The following is a 17,860-nucleotide window of genomic DNA, read 5'->3' on the forward strand; positions in this document are numbered from 1 at the left end:
TGATCCACCGTTATCTCTTCCATCTGAGTAAATATGACTGTAATTTGTTAACCAAAAGCGCAACCAAAGTAACTACCACACCTATGACAAGAAGTCCCACTATGGTACGCGTATAATCTCCGAAATCGGAATATTGTTTCACATAATATCCCATTCCGCTCTGCGCCCCTATCATCTCTGCCGAAGTAAGCAAGATGAAAGAAACCGAAAGCCCCTGATTGCATCCTATAAATATCTGAGGAACGGATGCTGGCAATATTACCGAGAAGAGCATCGTTCTTTTATTCACGTTAAGAACCTTTGCCGAATCCGTAATCTTTTTTTCAACATTAACAACGCCGCTCATGGTACTCGCAAGAACAGGCCAAAATGTTGCAAGAAATATTACAAACACCGAAACCGAACGGAAAGTAGGTAAAAGCGCTATTCCGTAAGGTATATAAACTATCGGGGGAATCGAACCGAAAAACTTTGAAATATATGTTGCCGCTCCTCCCACTCTTGCGTTCCAGCCGAGAAAAAGTCCCAGAGGTATTGCAACAGCCAAAGCAATAAAGTATCCCTGTGCGATAATTCCAAGCGAACTTCCTATGTTGACAAAAATCTTATCCGAATCCTGTACGGCCTGCCAAAACACCTTTCCCATAGGCGGGAAGAGAGCTTTGTTTAAAATATTAAATTTGTTTGTCAAAAGTGTCCAAACCGTCAAAAATCCGTATACGAATCCGATTATATCCAAAAACAGATTAAGACTTTTTTCCTTTTTTGCCAGAGTCGAAACAACAAGCACCAATGCCTCAAGCCCTATTGCAAACCAAACGAGATATTCCGTATATACCTCTCCGGATATGGAATCCGGCAAAAGCTGAACCGCCAAAAGAGCCGCAAACAGGAAATTTGTCACCCTTAAAAATCGTTTTTTCAATGTCATTCCAAAACCACCTCATCTTTGTCGTCATCGAATTCATCAATGTTTTCTCCGTGAAACAATGACAGCAATTCTTCATGGAAAATGTTATATTCATTCGTTCTGATAAGCTCTTTTATATTCCTCGGTCTCTCAAACGGAACCTTGATTTCCCTATATACGCGCCCCGGACCCGGAGACATTAAGATAATTCTGTCCGAAAGCAATATTGCCTCGTCAAGGTCGTGAGTTACGAAAACCACGGTCTTTCTTTTGCCGTAACCTTCCCACAGCCTCATAAGGAGCTTTTGAAGATTGACTCTGTTTTTCGCATCAATGGCTCCGAAAGGCTCATCCATAAGAAGAATATCCGTATCCATTGCAAGAGCCCTTGCTATAGCCACTCTTTGCTGCATGCCTCCCGACAGCCGGTTCGGATATTTATCCGCGAAATCGCCAAGTCCCACCTTGTCCAAATATTCATCCGCCAGTGCAAGCCTTTCTCTTTTGTTGAGTTCTTTTTTTGCCTGCTTTATACCGAATGCCACGTTATTTCTTGCCGTCATCCAAGGAAAAAGGGAGTAGTGCTGAAATACGACTCCTCTGTCCGTTCCGGTACCCGTTATCGGTTTTCCGTCTATGGTCACAGATCCGGATGACGGATAATTAATGCCTTCAAGAATACTTAAAAGCGTGCTTTTACCGCATCCGCTGGATCCGATAATGCTTACAAATTCTCCGTCTTCAACGGTAAATGTAACGTCGTCCAGAGCTTTAAATTTATTCTTTTTTTCCGTATATTCGACTGTCAGATTTTTAATCTCTATTTTCCCCAATTTCTTCACCCTTTTCTTGCGTGACGGTTAACCCGCCTTATTATTCATATTGAGAAAAGTGCTTCTCAAGTTCCGTATATGTTGCGTCTCCCTGATTTTCGTTTAAAAGACTGTCAAGAGCGTTCTTATAAACGGATGTATTGTAGAGAGGATTGATATCATAGTCTGTTGTATATCCGATATCTACTATGCTTTTCTTAAGTTCCTCCGTTGCCTGCTTATCCGGATCCGGACTTGAAGTTCCGTATCCTCCGTATATCTCCGTATTTATATATTCAGGATCGATGTCGATATATTTTTTAACATCTTCAACCGTCTTATCTCTGTTTTCCTGGGAGAATTTATATGCTTTAATCAAAGCTCTCTCAAAAGCGTTATATGATTTTGGATTGTTGTTAAGCGCCTCCGTAGTTGCAACCTGGCGGCAACATGGCTGATTTTTCAGTTCTTCTATCTCAGAACAATAATAAACCGGCACATATCCCTGTCCTTTCGCAAGCGAAGCATAAGGTGAGTATACGGACGCCGCATCTATTGAATCACTTTGTAATGCCGCATATGCGTCTTTCTGGCTGTCAAAATAAACTATGTTAACCTCATCGCTTCCCGTTCCTATTTTGATTCCTTCATTCTTCAATATAATTTGAAGCTCCGCGTCCTGAATACTGTTCTTTACCGAAGCGACGTTTTTACCTTTCAATATATGAACATCGACATCATTTACGCCTTCCGTATATTTAGGCTTTATTACATATCCGTGTCCGTTAGTCATTGCTCCCCCGAAGATTGTGAGGTCATGCCCCTGACTTTGAAATGTGATTGCAGGCACCGAACCTATGAACGCAACATCCAGTTTTCCGGATTCAAGTCCCGACGCAAGCTCCGATGAACTTGAAAACTGCGTAAGATTTACATTAAGTCCTTCATCCGCAAAATATCCTTCTTCCTGAGCCACAAACGCCAAAAGATGAGCAGTTGAATTTAAGTATCCCAAGTTAAAATCAGTTTTCTCAAGTCCTTCCGCATTTGCAGCCGCGGTCGCGGTCGCGGTTTTTGTATCCGCGTTTCCGCATGCCGTAAGTGTTAATGCAAAAGCTCCCGCAATAATTCCCGTTATAATTGTTTTCTTCATTTATCATTCTTCAGTAACTGTCAGATTACTGTTTTCCTTTCTTAATTTTCACAATGTTAAATATTTATCGGTCATTTTTCTTCGTTGCAATTATTAAGCGTCACATTCGCATTAAACACATTTTCATCTCTGTTTCCTCCCGTTACGTAATCATTTTGTTTATGTAGTGTAATTTACACATAATTCAAAAAAATGAAAAATATATATATTTTATTAAGTGTTATAAAAATTTTTTATACTTTATCTCTACACTGTGTATATAATTTTTAATTATTGCTTTAATTTTCAATAAAAAAAGGATGTCTCCGGTAAAATCCGGAAAACATCCTTTAAACAATCGTATATTTAATTTATTCTTCTATATCCATATCTCTTGGGTGCAGCGCCCTTTCGTCACCGGGGCGTATCACCTTTTTGAATATGAGATCTTTTACGTTATATTCTTCTATCTGAGTTTCCTCTTTATCCTCCACTTCCGCCCGAACCATCTGTGTGAGGACATTAACCGCCGTTACCTTTCCTTTTTTCCCGGTTTCGGCAACGGTAATTTCCATGCCGATATTGGGCATATTCCTCTTAAGATCAAGATAAGTCGAATTCTCATATGACAGGCAGCACATCAGTCTGCCGCATATTCCCGAAATGGTTGTGGGAGTAAGCGGCAGATTCTGCTCCTTTGCCATTTTTATGGAAACGGGGGCAAATTCCGGCAAAGTCTTTGAACAACATAAGTTTCGTCCGCAGACGCCGAGACCTCCGATAAGTCTTGCCTCATCTCTTGAACCTATTTGTCTCAGTTCTATCCTCGTTCTGAATACGGATGCGAGATCCTTAACAAGACTTCTGAAGTCTACTCTTGTTTCGGCAGTAAAATAAAATATTATTTTATTGCCGTCAAACAGACATTTTACTCTGACCAATTTCATGCTCAGACCGTGTTCTTTTATCTTATCTTCGCATATGTTGAAATACTCAGACTCATTGCGTTTGTTTAATTCATTGCGGCTGTCGTCATCTTCCGTTGCCACTCTGATAATTGAACGGATGGGTTCCTCTGCCTTCGGGTTATTGTCGTCCGTAAATCCGACGACCTCACCATATTCAACTCCTCTGTCCGTTTCAACAATAACATGGTCATGCAGATTCACATCCAAACCCATTGCTCTGAAAAAACTTAACGGTTCAGCCCTTTCCGTTCTGACACTGATTATATCTTTCACCGGCTCAAGCCTCCTTAATCACGCTCATGCGCTTCCGATAAACTGTTGACCACGCCTTCATGAATAGTGATTAAGAATAATTCTGCGGCAATATCAAAGTTAACATTTGCATCCAGTCTCAATTTGATTACTTCCACGCCTTCAATAATTTTATTCAGACCTTCATATGAAGCATTTTGCGCCTGTCTGCTTATATCCGTTATTTCCGATTTAAACACAAGACTGTTCATGTCTCTTGTACTTTTAAACATTAGTACGTCTCTGTACCATAATTGAAGAATATCAAGATAATCTTCCAATCTGTCAACTTTATGTGAATCCAGTTCTTTTATGTATGACATGGTTTCGTACAATGCCATATCCGGAACTTTTTTTACAAAATCAATAACTTCATCCTTAAGCTTCTCCATATCCGGATTTGACAGGTAATCAATCGCTCTTCCGAGCTTACCGTCAGCGAATGTAACGGCAAATTCAATTTCCGAATCGCTCTTATTCGGAAATTGCTCATGTAAATATGTCTTCATGGTTCCTCCCGGAACATCTTCCATATCCACAACAACACATCTTGATTTAATTGTATCGAGTAAAATGTCCGCATTGGTTGCCAACAATATTATAACGGCATATTCCGGAGGCTCCTCAAGGGTCTTAAGAAGCGCATTCTGCGCCTGAGCCGTAAGCTTTTGCGCGTCTTCCACGATATATACTTTTCTGTCATATTCATATGGCTTAATAACTATATCGTTAATCAGATTCTCTCTTATATCATCAACGCCTATGCTTTTTCTTGCGCCTTCATTACATTTAATTCTTATTATATCCGGGTTACTTCCCGCTTCCGCCTGAACGCACGAATGGCACTTTCCGCAAGGTTTTATGTCTTTATCTGCGGCATTGCCGGACTTCACAAGCTTTACAACATTCTCGCACAGTAAGGTCTCCGCAAACGCATCCGCAAGGAGTCTCTTACCGGAACCGCTTTCTCCGTTAAAAATATAGGCATGCGACAGCTTTCCCGCACTAATGGCTTTCGTAAGATATGTCTTAATATTATCCTGTCCGCAAATATCTTCAAAACTGCTCAAAACAACACCTCTATTATTCATAATCTGCTGGTATTATACCACTATTCCTTAAAACATGTCTTAAATAAGTTATAACTGTCGTCTGACTTATAGAACTTATTATCTCGCTTAATTTATATTGTCCCTGTATAAATTTTATACTTAACCTTTAACCCTTTCGGCATACACGAGCATTCTGTATTTTCCCGTGGCACCGTATGGTTCACATGTCTGTAATGTTATCATATCCTTATCCTTTTGAATAAGAACCTTGTCAAATTCGTTCGGATTAATAATTATTCTTTCGGTGACTTTGTAATCAAGCTTCTCCCACGGATTTGTAATGTAAATATGATCACCGGGGTTCAGCTTTCCTATATATTTAAACATTGTTGCGCCGTAAAATCCTCTGTGTCCGGCAATAACGGTATTTGTATTATTGCCGCCTATAGGTGCGGAAGTTTGGCCCAACACTGCCGTACCGTTGGCCATATGATTATAGTCCGCACCGAGATATATCGGCAGATTCTCGCCTATGGCGGGAATTGAAATATAACCTATCATATCATTCGGGAGTCCGTATTTGGATATATCCACCGGAAATATTTCATATCCGTCAACATCGACGATTTTCCCCTGCCCTTTTTCGACAAGACTTTTATTATATTCCTCAAGAGCCTTTCTCAGTCCGGCATAATCCGTCGTCAATGTATTCGATTCTGCTTTCTCGGAAAATTCCGCTATCGCTTTGGAATTTAATCCTTTGTGATACCAGTCATTTATAAACGGGAACAGGAAAATACCGGCTCCCACAACAAATACCGATATTACAACGATGAGAGCAATCTTTTTCCCGATACTCATTTTTTTCTTTTTTCGCTTCTTTTTGACATTATTATCTTCCATGCTTCTCCCCCAACGATTAACGGACATTTATCCCGTCAATGTAAATCAGAGCCCATAATCTTATAATTATCGTCTTCTCTCCTGTCGGTGTTTTTCGATTCGGTTCTTCCCAGAGCTATGGTTGTATATCCGCTTCTTATGATTCTTGCAAGTCTCTTCTTATCATTCTTTTTTGACAGAATAAAAAGAATCAGCATAATCGAAAACAAACCGAGGGCAGCCGCTGCCGCAATCATCTCAAGTATTTCTATCTGACTGAAAGCTCTTCTTCTTTTCGCCTTGTCATTAAGGTCGGATTTCTCGTCAACGGTCATTCGGTCAGGATAAATATGCTTTCCTCTTACAAGCAAACGGTGGCTGTTAACACCGTATGGCGTACATGTTACGAGAGTTATGTAATCCTCCTTCGGATCTATGGTAAGAGAACTTACATCCTGCGGAAGAACCACTCTTATATCATCCACCTGATATGTAAGCGTCTGGTTCATAACATGGATGTAAAATACATCACCTATCTTTAACTGATCCAGATTCGTAAACAACGGATTGTTCGGAAGACCCGCATGAGCGGTAAGTACACTGTGAGTTCCCGTACCGCCCACGGGAACCGATGATCCGTATAAATGTCCAACTGCATTCTCCAGTGTCTTTACGTCCGTTCCGTGCTTTATCGGAAGATTTACGTTTATTGCGGGAATTTCAATGGTAGCCATTACCGTTGAATAGTTGAGAACTTTATTATATCTCTCAATGTCCTCCGGTTTATCCGAATAAACAAGCGGCGTCTTTCCGTCTGCCGATCTGTACAGCGAATTGTTGTAATCTACCGCATCCTGAAGATATTTTCTGTAAACGCCCTCGTCAAGGTTGGATACTTCCTGAATATAATTATTTGTAATGCTTTTCATCTTCATGTCCGCAAGTATGGATGAAATAATGGGATACATAAGTATGGCGGCACCCAGCGCAAATATTATCAGAAAGAATATATATCCGCCTCCTCTCTGACGCCGTGCTTTCCGCCTACGCTTTGCCATGTATTCACTTACACCGTCCACAAAAATGTATTTATCTGATACTCTGTTTTTTTTACCCATATTGTTACCCTAATATAAAATGTAACCTTTTTATTTTATTCTTAAAGCCACGTTTTTTTCACCGAACATCTCTCTCAACTGTCTGATATACTCGTCGCTTGACAATACGGAATCGGAAAGAACAAGCATTTTCTTACCTTCTTCACAATAAACTATTAAACAGTCATTACCCGTAAAATGTTCGTTTATTCCGATTATTTTGTCCCTGGCTTTTATATATGCTTCTTCATTTGCAAATCTTACCCATACTTCCCGTTGCATTTCATCTATATCGGTTATTGTTTCCGCCAAAAGCTTCGCCGATGAATCCGCATCAATACTTACTTTGCCGGAAATAATAAGTTTTGCGTCCATATGAATCAGTCTTCTGAACTTGTCATATATTCTCGGAAATACAACCACTTCTACAGAACCGGTTTTGTCCTCAACGGTTGCAAAGCACATCTGATCCCCTCTTTTGGTCATTATCTCTCTCACGGCAATGACCATGCCTCCGATGGTCTGTACGGAACCTTCCGGCAATTTCGACTTCTTTTCCTCAACACCCTCGTCGCCGTTTTCTTCCGTTACCGCAAAATCAACCGCTCTTGCCGTTGTCTTCCTGCCGAAAAGCTTTGAATATTCATCCAGAGGATGACCGCTTATATATATGCCGAGGACTTCTTTTTCGTTATCCAGCAGTTCTTTTAAAGGCATTTCCGGAATATCCGGAACTCTCATATCAAAACTTGAATCTTCGATATCGCTCTGAGACATAATGTCAAACAGTGACATTTGCCCCGATATGCTGTCTTTGCTTTGTTTGTTGGCATTGTCAAGCATGCGTTCCGAAACGGCAATTTTGGCCTTCCTTGTTCCCTCAAAACAGTCAAGAGCTCCTGCTTTTATCAGGTTCTCCAGACTGCGTCTGTTTAAATCGGAACACAGCCGTCTTACAAAGTCCGACATGGATTTATATTTTCCGTTTAAATTTCTCTCTGTTACGATTCGGTGAATCACCGGTCTTCCGAGAGCTTTTATTTCATTCAGGGCAAAATTGATTGACCCGTTGTCGGCTTCAAAATATTCTCCTGATTCATTTACATTCGGAAGCTTAAGTTCAATTCCCATTTGCTGGCATGAATAAATATATCCCGCTACCTTATCCGTGTTATCTATCACGGACGTCATAAGCGCCGCCATAAATTCCACCGGATAATAAGTTTTTAAATATGCGGTTCTGTAAGTAATCACCGCATAACATGCTGCATGTGATTTGTTAAATGCATATTTGGCAAAATCTATCATTTCATCAAATATCTTTCCCGCGGTTTTTTCATCCGTACCTCTTTTAACACATCCGTCCACGCCCTCTTCTTCGTTGCCGTATATGAAATTTTTTCGTTCTTTTTCCATTACGTCCGACTTCTTCTTCGACATGGCTCTGCGGACAAGGTCGGATCTTCCCCATGAATAGCCCGCCAAATCACGAACAATCTGCATTACCTGTTCCTGATAAACTATACATCCGTAAGTTGAGGAAAGAATCGGCTCAAGTTTTTCGGATTCATATACTATACTGCCGCGATTATTCTTCCCCTTTATATATTGCGGAATAAAATCCATGGGACCCGGTCTGTAAAGTGAAATACCCGCTATGAGATCCTCAAGACTTCTTGGCATAAGTTCTTTCATAAACGCCTTCATTCCCGAGCTTTCAAGCTGAAATATTCCTTCGCATTTTCCCGTACTTATATAATCAAATACTTTTTTATCTTTATAATTGATGTTATCAATTGAAAAATCCGGATTTTTTTTGCGAATCATATTAACGGCATCTCTGATAACGGTAAGGGTTCTTAAACCCAGGAAATCCATTTTGAGAAGTCCAAGCCTCTCAAGAGTCGTCATTGTAAATTCGGCAACAACAGCATTATCCGCACCTACCGCAAGAGGCACATAATCATCTACAGGTCTGTCACATATAAGTATTCCCGATGCATGAACGGAGGCGTGTCTGGGCAGACCTTCCAATCTTCTTGCCCTGTCAATCAATTCGGTGACTTCTTCATCCGTTTCATACAGTTCTTTTAAATCTTTATTTAATTCAATGGCTTTATCGATGGTTATCCCTATGGTTTGAGGAATCATTTTTGCAACCATGTCTCTTTTGGCGTATGGCATATCCAGAGCCCTTCCGACATCCTTTATTACCGCCCGCGCAGCCATTGTTCCGAATGTCACAATCTGGGATACACACTCACTTCCGTACTTTTCTATTACGTAATTAATTACCCTGTCACGGCCTTCATAACAAAAATCCGTATCAATATCGGGCATGGATACCCTTTCCGGATTCAAAAACCTTTCAAAGACAAGGTTGTATTCAATCGGATCTATGTCCGAAATAAATAATGTATATGACACGATGCTTCCGGCTGCGGAACCTCTGCCCGGTCCCACGGGAATATTGTGTTCCTTTGCAAAGTTTATGTAATCCCAAACTATCAGAAAGTAATCCACATATCCCATATTGTGAATTACCTGCAGCTCATAATTAAGCCTCTCCGTCACTTCATTTTTAAAATCCCCGTCATCGAGCCTATTTCCGTATCGCAGTTTCAATCCCTTTTCACAGAGAAAATTAATATATTCCCACGAAGATTCAAATTCTTTCGGATACTTGAATTTAGGCAGTTTCGTAACGCCGAATTCTATGGTCACATTACATCTGTCTGCGATTTTTTGTGTGTTTTCCAATGCCTCCGGAACGTAATCAAATAATTCCGCCATCTCTTCCGGTGATTTTAGGTAATACTGACCTCCCGGATATCTCATTCTGTTTTCATCATTTACGGTGGTTTGTGTCTGTATGCACAACAGAATATCATGCGCTTCCGCATCCTCACTGTATGTATAATGAACATCGTTGGTACAAACAAGCGGAATACCTGTTTCATCGCTCATCTTTATAAGTTGTCTGTTAACCTGCTTTTGTGCAGCAATACCGTGGTCCTGCAGCTCCAAAAAAAAGTTTCCTTCACCGAATATATCTCTTAATCTGACAGCTTCTTTTACCGCTTCGTCATACATACCCATGGTAAGATTTCTCGGTATTATTCCGGCAAGGCATGCACTTGTGGCAATGATACCCTTGTGGTATTTTTCCAATATTTCATAGTCAACTCTCGGTTTATAGTAAAATCCTTCGGTAAATCCTACGGATACTATCTTCATGAGATTTTGATATCCCTCGTTATTTTCCGCAAGCAGAATAAGATGATTATATTTGCTTTCACCCGATTGCTTTTCTTTGTCAAATCTCGACCCGGGAGACACATATATCTCACATCCTATAATAGGCTTTATTCCGTTTTTCTTCGCGGCCTCATAGAAGTCAACTACGCCGTACATAACGCCGTGATCCGTAATCGCCAGCGAATTCATCCCCAGTTCCGCCGCATGTTTTGTAATTTCACTTATCTTGCTTGACCCGTCAAGCAGCGAATACTCTGTATGCACATGCAAATGTGTGAAATTCGGCATATTCTCCTCCCGTATAATTTCATTTTATTTCATATATGATTTCGTATAATTCAATATAATAAACATATTTTGTGTAATTAATAATTATAACAATTTTTTTCAATAATAAATATATATTTAATTATATAAAAATATATATTTATAACATTTTAAAAACCCCCTTTTGAAGCGCAACATTCATGTCTGAAATAAAGCGCCGCAATAAGGGGGTCCATAAACATATTTAATTTAAACCGTCACAAAAACGTCTGTATTGAATTGCTAAAGTATTCTTAACACCGTAAGAAATTATATTTTACGGCAATCCGACTTAATTAAGATTGTCTGTGTTATTATCAGAATCCGTGCAGTTATCGGATACATTTTCCTTTTCAAATAATTTGTTCTTTATTGCATCCTCAAGTTCATCAATGGTAACCGAAGGATTTTCCTGACACTTTTTGAAAATATACATAAATTCCTTTCCCGTAATTGTTTCGTTTCTGAAAAGGAATTCGGCAATAAGGTCAAGAGACGTACGGTTCTCGCTTATAAGGTGCTTTGCATTTTCATAACATTCTTCAAGAAGAGCTTTGATTTCATTATCTATTTTGGTTTCCGTTGCATCAGATACATTTGAAACGGTTCTTCCTTCAAGATATTGATCCTGAACGGTTTCAAGTCCCATAAGGCCGAACTCACTGCTCATTCCGTATCTTGTAATCATTGCTCTGGCTATCTTCGTCGCCTGTTCTATATCGTTGGAAGCTCCCGTAGTCACTGAAGGGAATACAAGCTCCTCGGCAGCTCTGCCCGAGAGAATGGTTGTAAGTCTTGCAATAAGTTCATCCTTTGTCATCAGGTATTTTTCTTCTTCCGGAACCTGCATTACATAACCCAATGCGCCCATGGTTCTCGGAACAATAGTAATTTTCTGCACCGGTTCCGCATTCTTCTGAAGCGCCGTAACAAGAGCATGTCCCACTTCATGATATGCAACAACCCGTTTCTCTTCTTTGCTGAGAATTCTGTCCTTTTTCTCCTTACCGGCAATTACAACTTCCACCGCTTCCCAAAGATCCTTCTGTGAAATGGCTCTTCTTCCGTGCTGCACGGCTCCTATAGCGGCTTCGTTTATCATATTTGCCAGATCCGAACCTACGGCTCCGCTTGTTGCAAGAGCTATCTCATGAAGATCGACCGTTTCGTCCAGCTTAACATTTTTGGAATGAACCTTGAGAATATCTTCTCTTCCCTTTAAGTCCGGCTTATCCACTATGATTCTTCTGTCAAGTCGACCCGGACGAAGAAGAGCTTTATCAAGCACTTCAGGTCTGTTTGTTGCCGCAAGTATAAATAATCCCTTATTGGAATCAAATCCGTCCATCTCCGCAAGAAGCTGGTTAAGAGTCTGCTCTCTTTCATCATTACCGCCTGATAAACGGCTGTCCCTGCTCTTACCTATAGCATCAATCTCATCTATAAAAATAATTGACGGCGCGCTGTTCTTCGCTTCTTTAAATAAGTCCCTTACTCTTGAAGCGCCTACGCCGACGAACATTTCGACAAAATCCGAACCTGATAATGAGAAGAAAGGAACTCCCGCCTCGCCTGCAACAGCCTTTGCAAGCAAAGTTTTACCTGTTCCCGGAGGTCCTACAAGAAGAGCGCCCTTAGGAAGCTTGGCTCCGATATGAGAATATCTTTCAGGTTTCTTAAGAAAGTCTACAATCTCCTGAAGTGATTCCTTGGCTTCTGCCTGACCGGCAACATCTTTAAATGTAACTCCCGTCTCATTCTGTTTGTACAGCTTGGCCGGACTCTTTCCGACTCCCATGATTCCGTTTCTTCCGCCGCCCATTCGTCTGAGAAGAAAACTCATGAAAATGACCATGATAACTACCGGAAGGACATATACGAGAAGAGCTTCAAGAATAACATTGGATTTCTCAGGAATATATGCGTTAACGACAACTCCCCGTTCTTTCATGAGATTAATAAGCTGAGGATCATTTACGAAACCGGTATAGTAAATTGTGCCGAACAACCCCTTGTTATCGTTGCCGTTGTCGGCTTCCGTGGTCTGAGTAGGAGCCCATTCCATGGCTGCTGCGGATGTTTGAGAAGTATTATCCGTCTGCTCATTGTTATTATTCTCTTTCAGAGAATCCATATATTTATTATATTCTTCATCACTTCTGAGCTTATAAGTTATCCTGTCCGATTCATAATTAACCTCTGAAACACGTCCGGAGTTTACACTGTTATAGAATTCGGTGTAACTTGTTTCCTTATATTTAACATTGTCAATAACGCTTCGAATTGAACTGATAATTATAAGTGTAACTATTGCCGCAATAATAAGTGTCACAAAAACTCTCGCTCCGCCGCGCTTATTATTGTTTTTGCCGTTGTTGTCGCCTTGTGGATTGTTATTATTATAATCGTTCATCTTCCCCTCTGTATGAATCGCTGATAAATGCCGCCGATATCCCGTAAATAAGGACATCTTGCCGCAAATTATAAATTAATATACAGATTCCTTTCATTAACATATCGATACTTACAATATCGTTTTTGATAAATAGATTTTATAACAGATAATGTTAATAATGTCTATAAAATGAGAATATATATAAATAAAAAATTTCTAAACGAAAATTTCTAAATAAGTAATTGTATATACTCTATGGAAATTTTAACATATATATACTATAATTGATATTTAAAATATTTGTCGTGACTGCAGATATCAAATATGGACAGATACTGCAATGCAATTCATATTCATTTAGGAGGTTTTTCATGCCGGTAAAATATATTTTTGTAACTGGTGGAGTTGTATCGGGACTTGGTAAGGGTATTACTGCCGCATCAATAGGCAGACTTCTTAAAGCCCGCGGATTTTCCGTAACAATGCAAAAGTTCGATCCGTATATCAATATCGATCCGGGAACAATGAATCCGATTCAGCATGGTGAAGTATTCGTAACAGATGACGGCGCCGAAACGGATCTCGATCTCGGACACTATGAAAGATTTATAGATGAAAGCCTTGATAAACGTTCAAACGTAACATCAGGCAAAATCTACTGGTCGGTTCTCAGAAAAGAACGCCGCGGTGATTTCGGCGGAGGAACCGTTCAGGTTATTCCTCATATAACCAATGAAATAAAATCCGCCTTTTTCAGAGACTACGATACCGAAAAAACCAAAATCGCAATTATCGAGGTCGGCGGAACCGTAGGCGACATAGAAAGTCAGCCTTTTATTGAATCCATCAGACAGTTCCAGCACGAAGTCGGCCGAGAGAATGCAATTATTGTTCATGTAACCCTCGTGCCTTATCTTAAAGCTTCCGGTGAAATGAAAACAAAACCGACGCAGATGAGTGTTAAAGAACTTCAAAGCATGGGAATTCAGCCGGATGTGCTCGTATGTCGTACCGAGCTTCCGCTGGAACCGGGTATCAAAGACAAAATTGCATTGTTCTGTAATCTTGATAAGTCACACGTTCTCGAAAATCTCGATGTGGACATACTTTACGAAGCTCCTCTCGCTCTTGAGAAGGAGCGTATCGCTCAGGTAGTATGCGAATCACTCAAAATAGATTGTCCCGAACCCGATCTTACCGAGTGGCAGGAAATGTGCACCGCGTGGAAAAATCCGGCAACTTCCGTTAATATAGCTCTCGTAGGTAAGTATGTTCAGCTTCACGATGCTTATTTAAGTGTTGTGGAAGCTCTCAAACACGGCGGTGTTGCAAACAGAGCTGACGTAAATATTAAGTGGATTGATTCGGAACTGCTTAACGATGATAATGCAGCTGAATTATTAGGCGACTGTTCCGGTATCATTGTTCCCGGCGGATTCGGCGACAGAGGTATCGACGGCATGCTTTCAGCCATCAAATATGCAAGAGAAAACAAGGTTCCGTACCTTGGAATATGCCTTGGAATGCAGTTGGTTCTCGTAGAATTTGCAAGAGATGTTCTCGGACTTACGGATGCCAATTCCATAGAATTCGATCCTAATACAATGCATCCTATTATTCATCTTATGCCGGATCAGGAAGATATAGATGATTTGGGCGGAACTTTGAGAAAGGGCTCATATCCTTGTGTTCTTCATAAAGGCACCAAGACATATGAAGCATACGGTGAAGAAACAGTACATGAGAGACACAGACATCGTTATGAAGTAAATAATGATTACAGGCAGGAACTTACTGCTAACGGATGTGTTCTTTCCGGACTTTCACCTGACGGAAGAATCGTTGAAATGATAGAGTTAAAGGACCATCCATGGTTCGTTGCGACACAGGCTCATCCTGAACTCAAATCAAGACCTAACAGACCTCATCCTTTATTTAAGGGATTTATAAAGGCTTCTATAGACGCTAAAAATTAATATTACATTTCAGATAAAACAAAAGGGAGTATGAAGAATCTTTCATACTCCCTTTTCAATTCCTTATTCGGATTTCAAATGTTAAGGATACGGCAAACATTATATATACTGCAAATGAGTAAAAATAACTGATGTCCGTATTTCAAATCCGAATTTTCTTTTATAATTATCTTTTAAGCACCTTTACACATATCTTCCCACCGTCTCCGGAATCATCGAAAATATAAACGCCAAGCACTTCCAATCCGCGACAAACCGCCGTTACAATATTGTCAATTCCTTGATTATTCCATATTTCGCCCGGTATAATTTCAGGTATTCCCGGAGGATAACAGCACACATTTTCACATGCCGTTCTTCCGACAGCATCATTTATGTCAATTAGTTCGAAATCCCCCCTCAGAAACATATCCGCAGCTGCGGACGGAAGCATTGCCGTACTCTTGCGAACCATTTTATTATGTATTTCCATGTTTTCGCCGCATCTATATGCATTCATTTTATTATCAATTTCTTCCAGGGCATTGCAGAATCGTTCATAATATTCATCTGTATCTCCGATGCCCGTCATAGCAATCACATATCCGCATGAACTCATTTCAAGCTGAATCCTGTATTCCTTCAACAGAATATCATATAAATACTTCCCGTCTGCACAAATGAGGACTATTTTAGACATATCATACCTTTCAAACGAAAGAATTTTTTTATCCCTAATTACTTCAGGAAAATCCTCATTTTCCTGATACGAATTTTCATAATGCGTATTTTCGAAATACTTGTTTCCGGAATGTAAATTATCAGAATCCGTTTTTACAGAATACTTATTTTCATGATATAAATTGACGGAATCTGTATTTAGGAAATTGTTATTGTCAAAATAAATATTTTCCGATTTATTATTTATATCGAACTCATAATCCATTGTACATGTCAACAGTCGTATATTTTTCAAATTCACCAGTCGCCTTCTCATTCCGACAAGTCTGTCTGTATATTCTTTAAATAATTTTTCACCCTTCTCCTCTATTAGATCAAAACAGGCGCTTATACTTCCCATAAGTAAATATGACGGACTTGTAGTTTGAAGAAAATTCCAAAAATACTTTACGCGTTCAATATTAAATCTGTATTTATAATTTTCCGTACTTATATTATTCTCTCCGTGAAATCCACAGGTACTTTCAGAAGTATTATTCTTTGGGATATTTTCCTCCTGTTGAGAAAATAAATCTTTAATCGCAGGGTCTTTAGTCCCATTGACAATACATTCCGGTTTAATAACTGCATTGTTTACATTGTAAGTCTTTTTAAATAACATCAAGGCTGAAGAAGTAAATGCCGGCAAAGTCTTATGTAAACTTGTAATCACAATATCAGCACCCTTAGTAACGGAGCTTTCCGGAAACAAATTACTAAAAGGAAAATGAGCACCGTGAGCTTCGTCTACAATAAGTACGGCACCGTATCTGTGTGCAATATCGGCTATAGCGGAAATGTCCGATACTATTCCCTCATATGTAGGAGATGTAATAACAACAGCTTTAATACCGGGATTGTTAATAAATATATTCTCATCCGTAAAAACGGCATCAACGATACCACACTTTTCGTCGTATAAATCGGGATAAATAAAAACCGGTTCCAGTTTTCTTGATATTAAAGCATTATAAACCGAAATATGACAATTTCTTGATATAAGAACCTTATCCCCTTCTTCGCATACCCCTGATACGGAAGCTATCACTCCTGCGGAGCTTCCGTTTACAAGCAGCAAAGAATCATCAGCACCGTACAGCCTTGCGGCTCTTTCCATTTCATCTCTTAAAATATCATCCGCATTATGAAGGTTGTCAAAACCGTCAATTTCCGTAATATCCAAAGAATACGGATTCGGCATGTCAATAAGATTACTGTTTCTTTTTGCCCCCGGCATATGCATAGGTATGTAATTATCGTTTACATACCTTAATAGTCTTTTGTATAGTGAATCCTTCATATACCATCCTTAAATTATCCGATTAAATATACAATCCATATAACACGCCTTCATACATTTATATGTACCGTATATTTTCATTTTGTTATAAAATTTATTTACGGGAAATAACAAAAGCCACACCATAAGGTGTGGCTTAAATACAGTGCCTGGAACCGGAATCGAACCAGTGACACGAGGATTTTCAGTCCTCTGCTCTACCGACTGAGCTATCCAGGCATAGTAGCGGGGACAGGATTTGAACCTGTGACCTTCGGGTTATGAGCCCGACGAGCTTCCGAGCTGCTCCACCCCGCGATATAAAATTAAACAACTTATGTTGTAAGTGGATGGAGAAGGATTCGAACCTTCGAAGGCGAAGCCAACAGATTTACAGTCTGCTCCCTTTGGCCACTCGGGAATCCATCCATATAAAAGCCGACAGTCGGAGTCGAACCAACAACCTATTGATTACAAATCAATTGCTCTGCCATTGAGCCATGTCGGCAAACAAATGGGACCAATAGGGCTCGAACCTATGACCCTCTGCTTGTAAGGCAGATGCTCTCCCAGCTGAGCTATGATCCCATATTGCATTATTATAATGAAGAGCCGAAGCTCTCAGCGACCCGAAAGGGACTCGAACCCTTGACCCCCGCCGTGACAGGGCGGTGCTCTAACCAACTGAGCCACCGGGCCTTGTAATTGATTGAAATCAACTCGACAAAAACTATAATAACTAAATTATATAAATTTGTCAATAAAAGATTGTTCCTTCAAAACTGCATATGATCAACATCAAT

Annotated in this window: 11 protein-coding genes and 6 tRNA genes; 1 reads left to right on the forward strand and 16 read right to left on the reverse strand. The window is 39.9% G+C overall.

Annotated features, from left to right (window positions below; translation table 11 throughout):
* Nucleotides 1-10 precede the first annotated feature (10 nt).
* The 9 genes from ACYQ1N_RS05500 to ftsH all read right to left on the reverse strand — a co-directional run bounded on the left by ACYQ1N_RS05500 (nt 11) and on the right by ftsH (nt 13,121).
* Nucleotides 11-931 carry an ABC transporter permease gene (locus tag ACYQ1N_RS05500; protein WP_459833740.1) on the reverse strand — a complete coding sequence of 307 codons (921 nt, stop codon included), beginning with the start codon at nt 929-931 and terminating at the stop codon, nt 11-13.
* The gene (locus ACYQ1N_RS05505; protein ID WP_459833742.1) at nt 928-1,743 is read right to left on the reverse strand and encodes an ABC transporter ATP-binding protein; all 816 of its coding nucleotides are present in this window, start codon (nt 1,741-1,743) and stop codon (nt 928-930) included. The genes ACYQ1N_RS05500 and ACYQ1N_RS05505 overlap by 4 nt, the downstream gene beginning before the upstream one ends.
* Nucleotides 1,744-1,783: 40 nt before the next feature.
* Nucleotides 1,784-2,875 carry an ABC transporter substrate-binding protein gene (locus tag ACYQ1N_RS05510; RefSeq protein ID WP_459833745.1) on the reverse strand — a complete coding sequence of 364 codons (1,092 nt, stop codon included), beginning with the start codon at nt 2,873-2,875 and terminating at the stop codon, nt 1,784-1,786.
* 350 nt (nt 2,876-3,225) lie between these two features.
* Nucleotides 3,226-4,095, reverse strand: a complete 870-nt coding sequence (locus ACYQ1N_RS05515; RefSeq protein ID WP_459833747.1) for a PSP1 domain-containing protein — start codon at nt 4,093-4,095, stop codon at nt 3,226-3,228.
* Nucleotides 4,096-4,109: 14 nt separating this feature from the next.
* On the reverse strand, nt 4,110-5,204 hold the full coding sequence (locus ACYQ1N_RS05520; RefSeq protein WP_459833750.1) for a DNA polymerase III subunit: 1,095 nt from the start codon (nt 5,202-5,204) through the stop codon (nt 4,110-4,112).
* 120 nt (nt 5,205-5,324) lie between these two features.
* Complete coding sequence (locus ACYQ1N_RS05525; protein WP_459833752.1) at nt 5,325-6,068, reverse strand: class C sortase; 744 nt, start codon at nt 6,066-6,068, stop codon at nt 5,325-5,327.
* A gap of 35 nt (nt 6,069-6,103) precedes the next feature.
* Nucleotides 6,104-7,165 carry a class C sortase gene (locus ACYQ1N_RS05530; RefSeq protein ID WP_459833754.1) on the reverse strand — a complete coding sequence of 354 codons (1,062 nt, stop codon included), beginning with the start codon at nt 7,163-7,165 and terminating at the stop codon, nt 6,104-6,106.
* A gap of 30 nt (nt 7,166-7,195) precedes the next feature.
* On the reverse strand, nt 7,196-10,690 hold the full coding sequence (locus tag ACYQ1N_RS05535; RefSeq protein ID WP_459833756.1) for a DNA polymerase III subunit alpha: 3,495 nt from the start codon (nt 10,688-10,690) through the stop codon (nt 7,196-7,198).
* Between the two features lie 310 nt (nt 10,691-11,000).
* Nucleotides 11,001-13,121 (reverse strand): ATP-dependent zinc metalloprotease FtsH, encoded by a 2,121-nt coding sequence (ftsH, locus tag ACYQ1N_RS05540; RefSeq protein WP_459833758.1) that lies wholly within the window; start codon nt 13,119-13,121, stop codon nt 11,001-11,003.
* A gap of 353 nt (nt 13,122-13,474) precedes the next feature.
* Between ftsH and pyrG the strand changes: the two genes are divergently transcribed.
* Nucleotides 13,475-15,079 carry a CTP synthase gene (gene pyrG / locus ACYQ1N_RS05545; protein WP_459833761.1) on the forward strand — a complete coding sequence of 535 codons (1,605 nt, stop codon included), beginning with the start codon at nt 13,475-13,477 and terminating at the stop codon, nt 15,077-15,079.
* A 166-nt stretch (nt 15,080-15,245) separates the two neighbouring features.
* On the opposite strand, the gene ACYQ1N_RS05550 is transcribed toward pyrG, so the two are convergent.
* The 7 genes from ACYQ1N_RS05550 to ACYQ1N_RS05580 form a co-directional block, all read right to left on the reverse strand.
* Nucleotides 15,246-17,078: an aminotransferase class I/II-fold pyridoxal phosphate-dependent enzyme gene (locus ACYQ1N_RS05550; protein WP_459833763.1), complete on the reverse strand. Its 1,833-nt coding sequence runs from the start codon at nt 17,076-17,078 to the stop codon at nt 15,246-15,248.
* A 146-nt stretch (nt 17,079-17,224) separates the two neighbouring features.
* Nucleotides 17,225-17,297, reverse strand: a tRNA-Phe gene (locus tag ACYQ1N_RS05555).
* A 4-nt stretch (nt 17,298-17,301) separates the two neighbouring features.
* A tRNA-Met gene (locus ACYQ1N_RS05560) sits at nt 17,302-17,375 on the reverse strand.
* 29 nt (nt 17,376-17,404) lie between these two features.
* Nucleotides 17,405-17,486, reverse strand: a tRNA-Tyr gene (locus ACYQ1N_RS05565).
* 7 nt (nt 17,487-17,493) lie between these two features.
* Nucleotides 17,494-17,565 (reverse strand) — tRNA-Thr (locus ACYQ1N_RS05570).
* Between the two features lie 7 nt (nt 17,566-17,572).
* Nucleotides 17,573-17,645 (reverse strand) — tRNA-Val (locus tag ACYQ1N_RS05575).
* A 37-nt stretch (nt 17,646-17,682) separates the two neighbouring features.
* A tRNA-Asp gene (locus ACYQ1N_RS05580) sits at nt 17,683-17,756 on the reverse strand.
* Nucleotides 17,757-17,860: the final 104 nt, after the last annotated feature.

The sequence above is a fragment of the Howardella ureilytica genome (genome assembly GCF_054657495.1).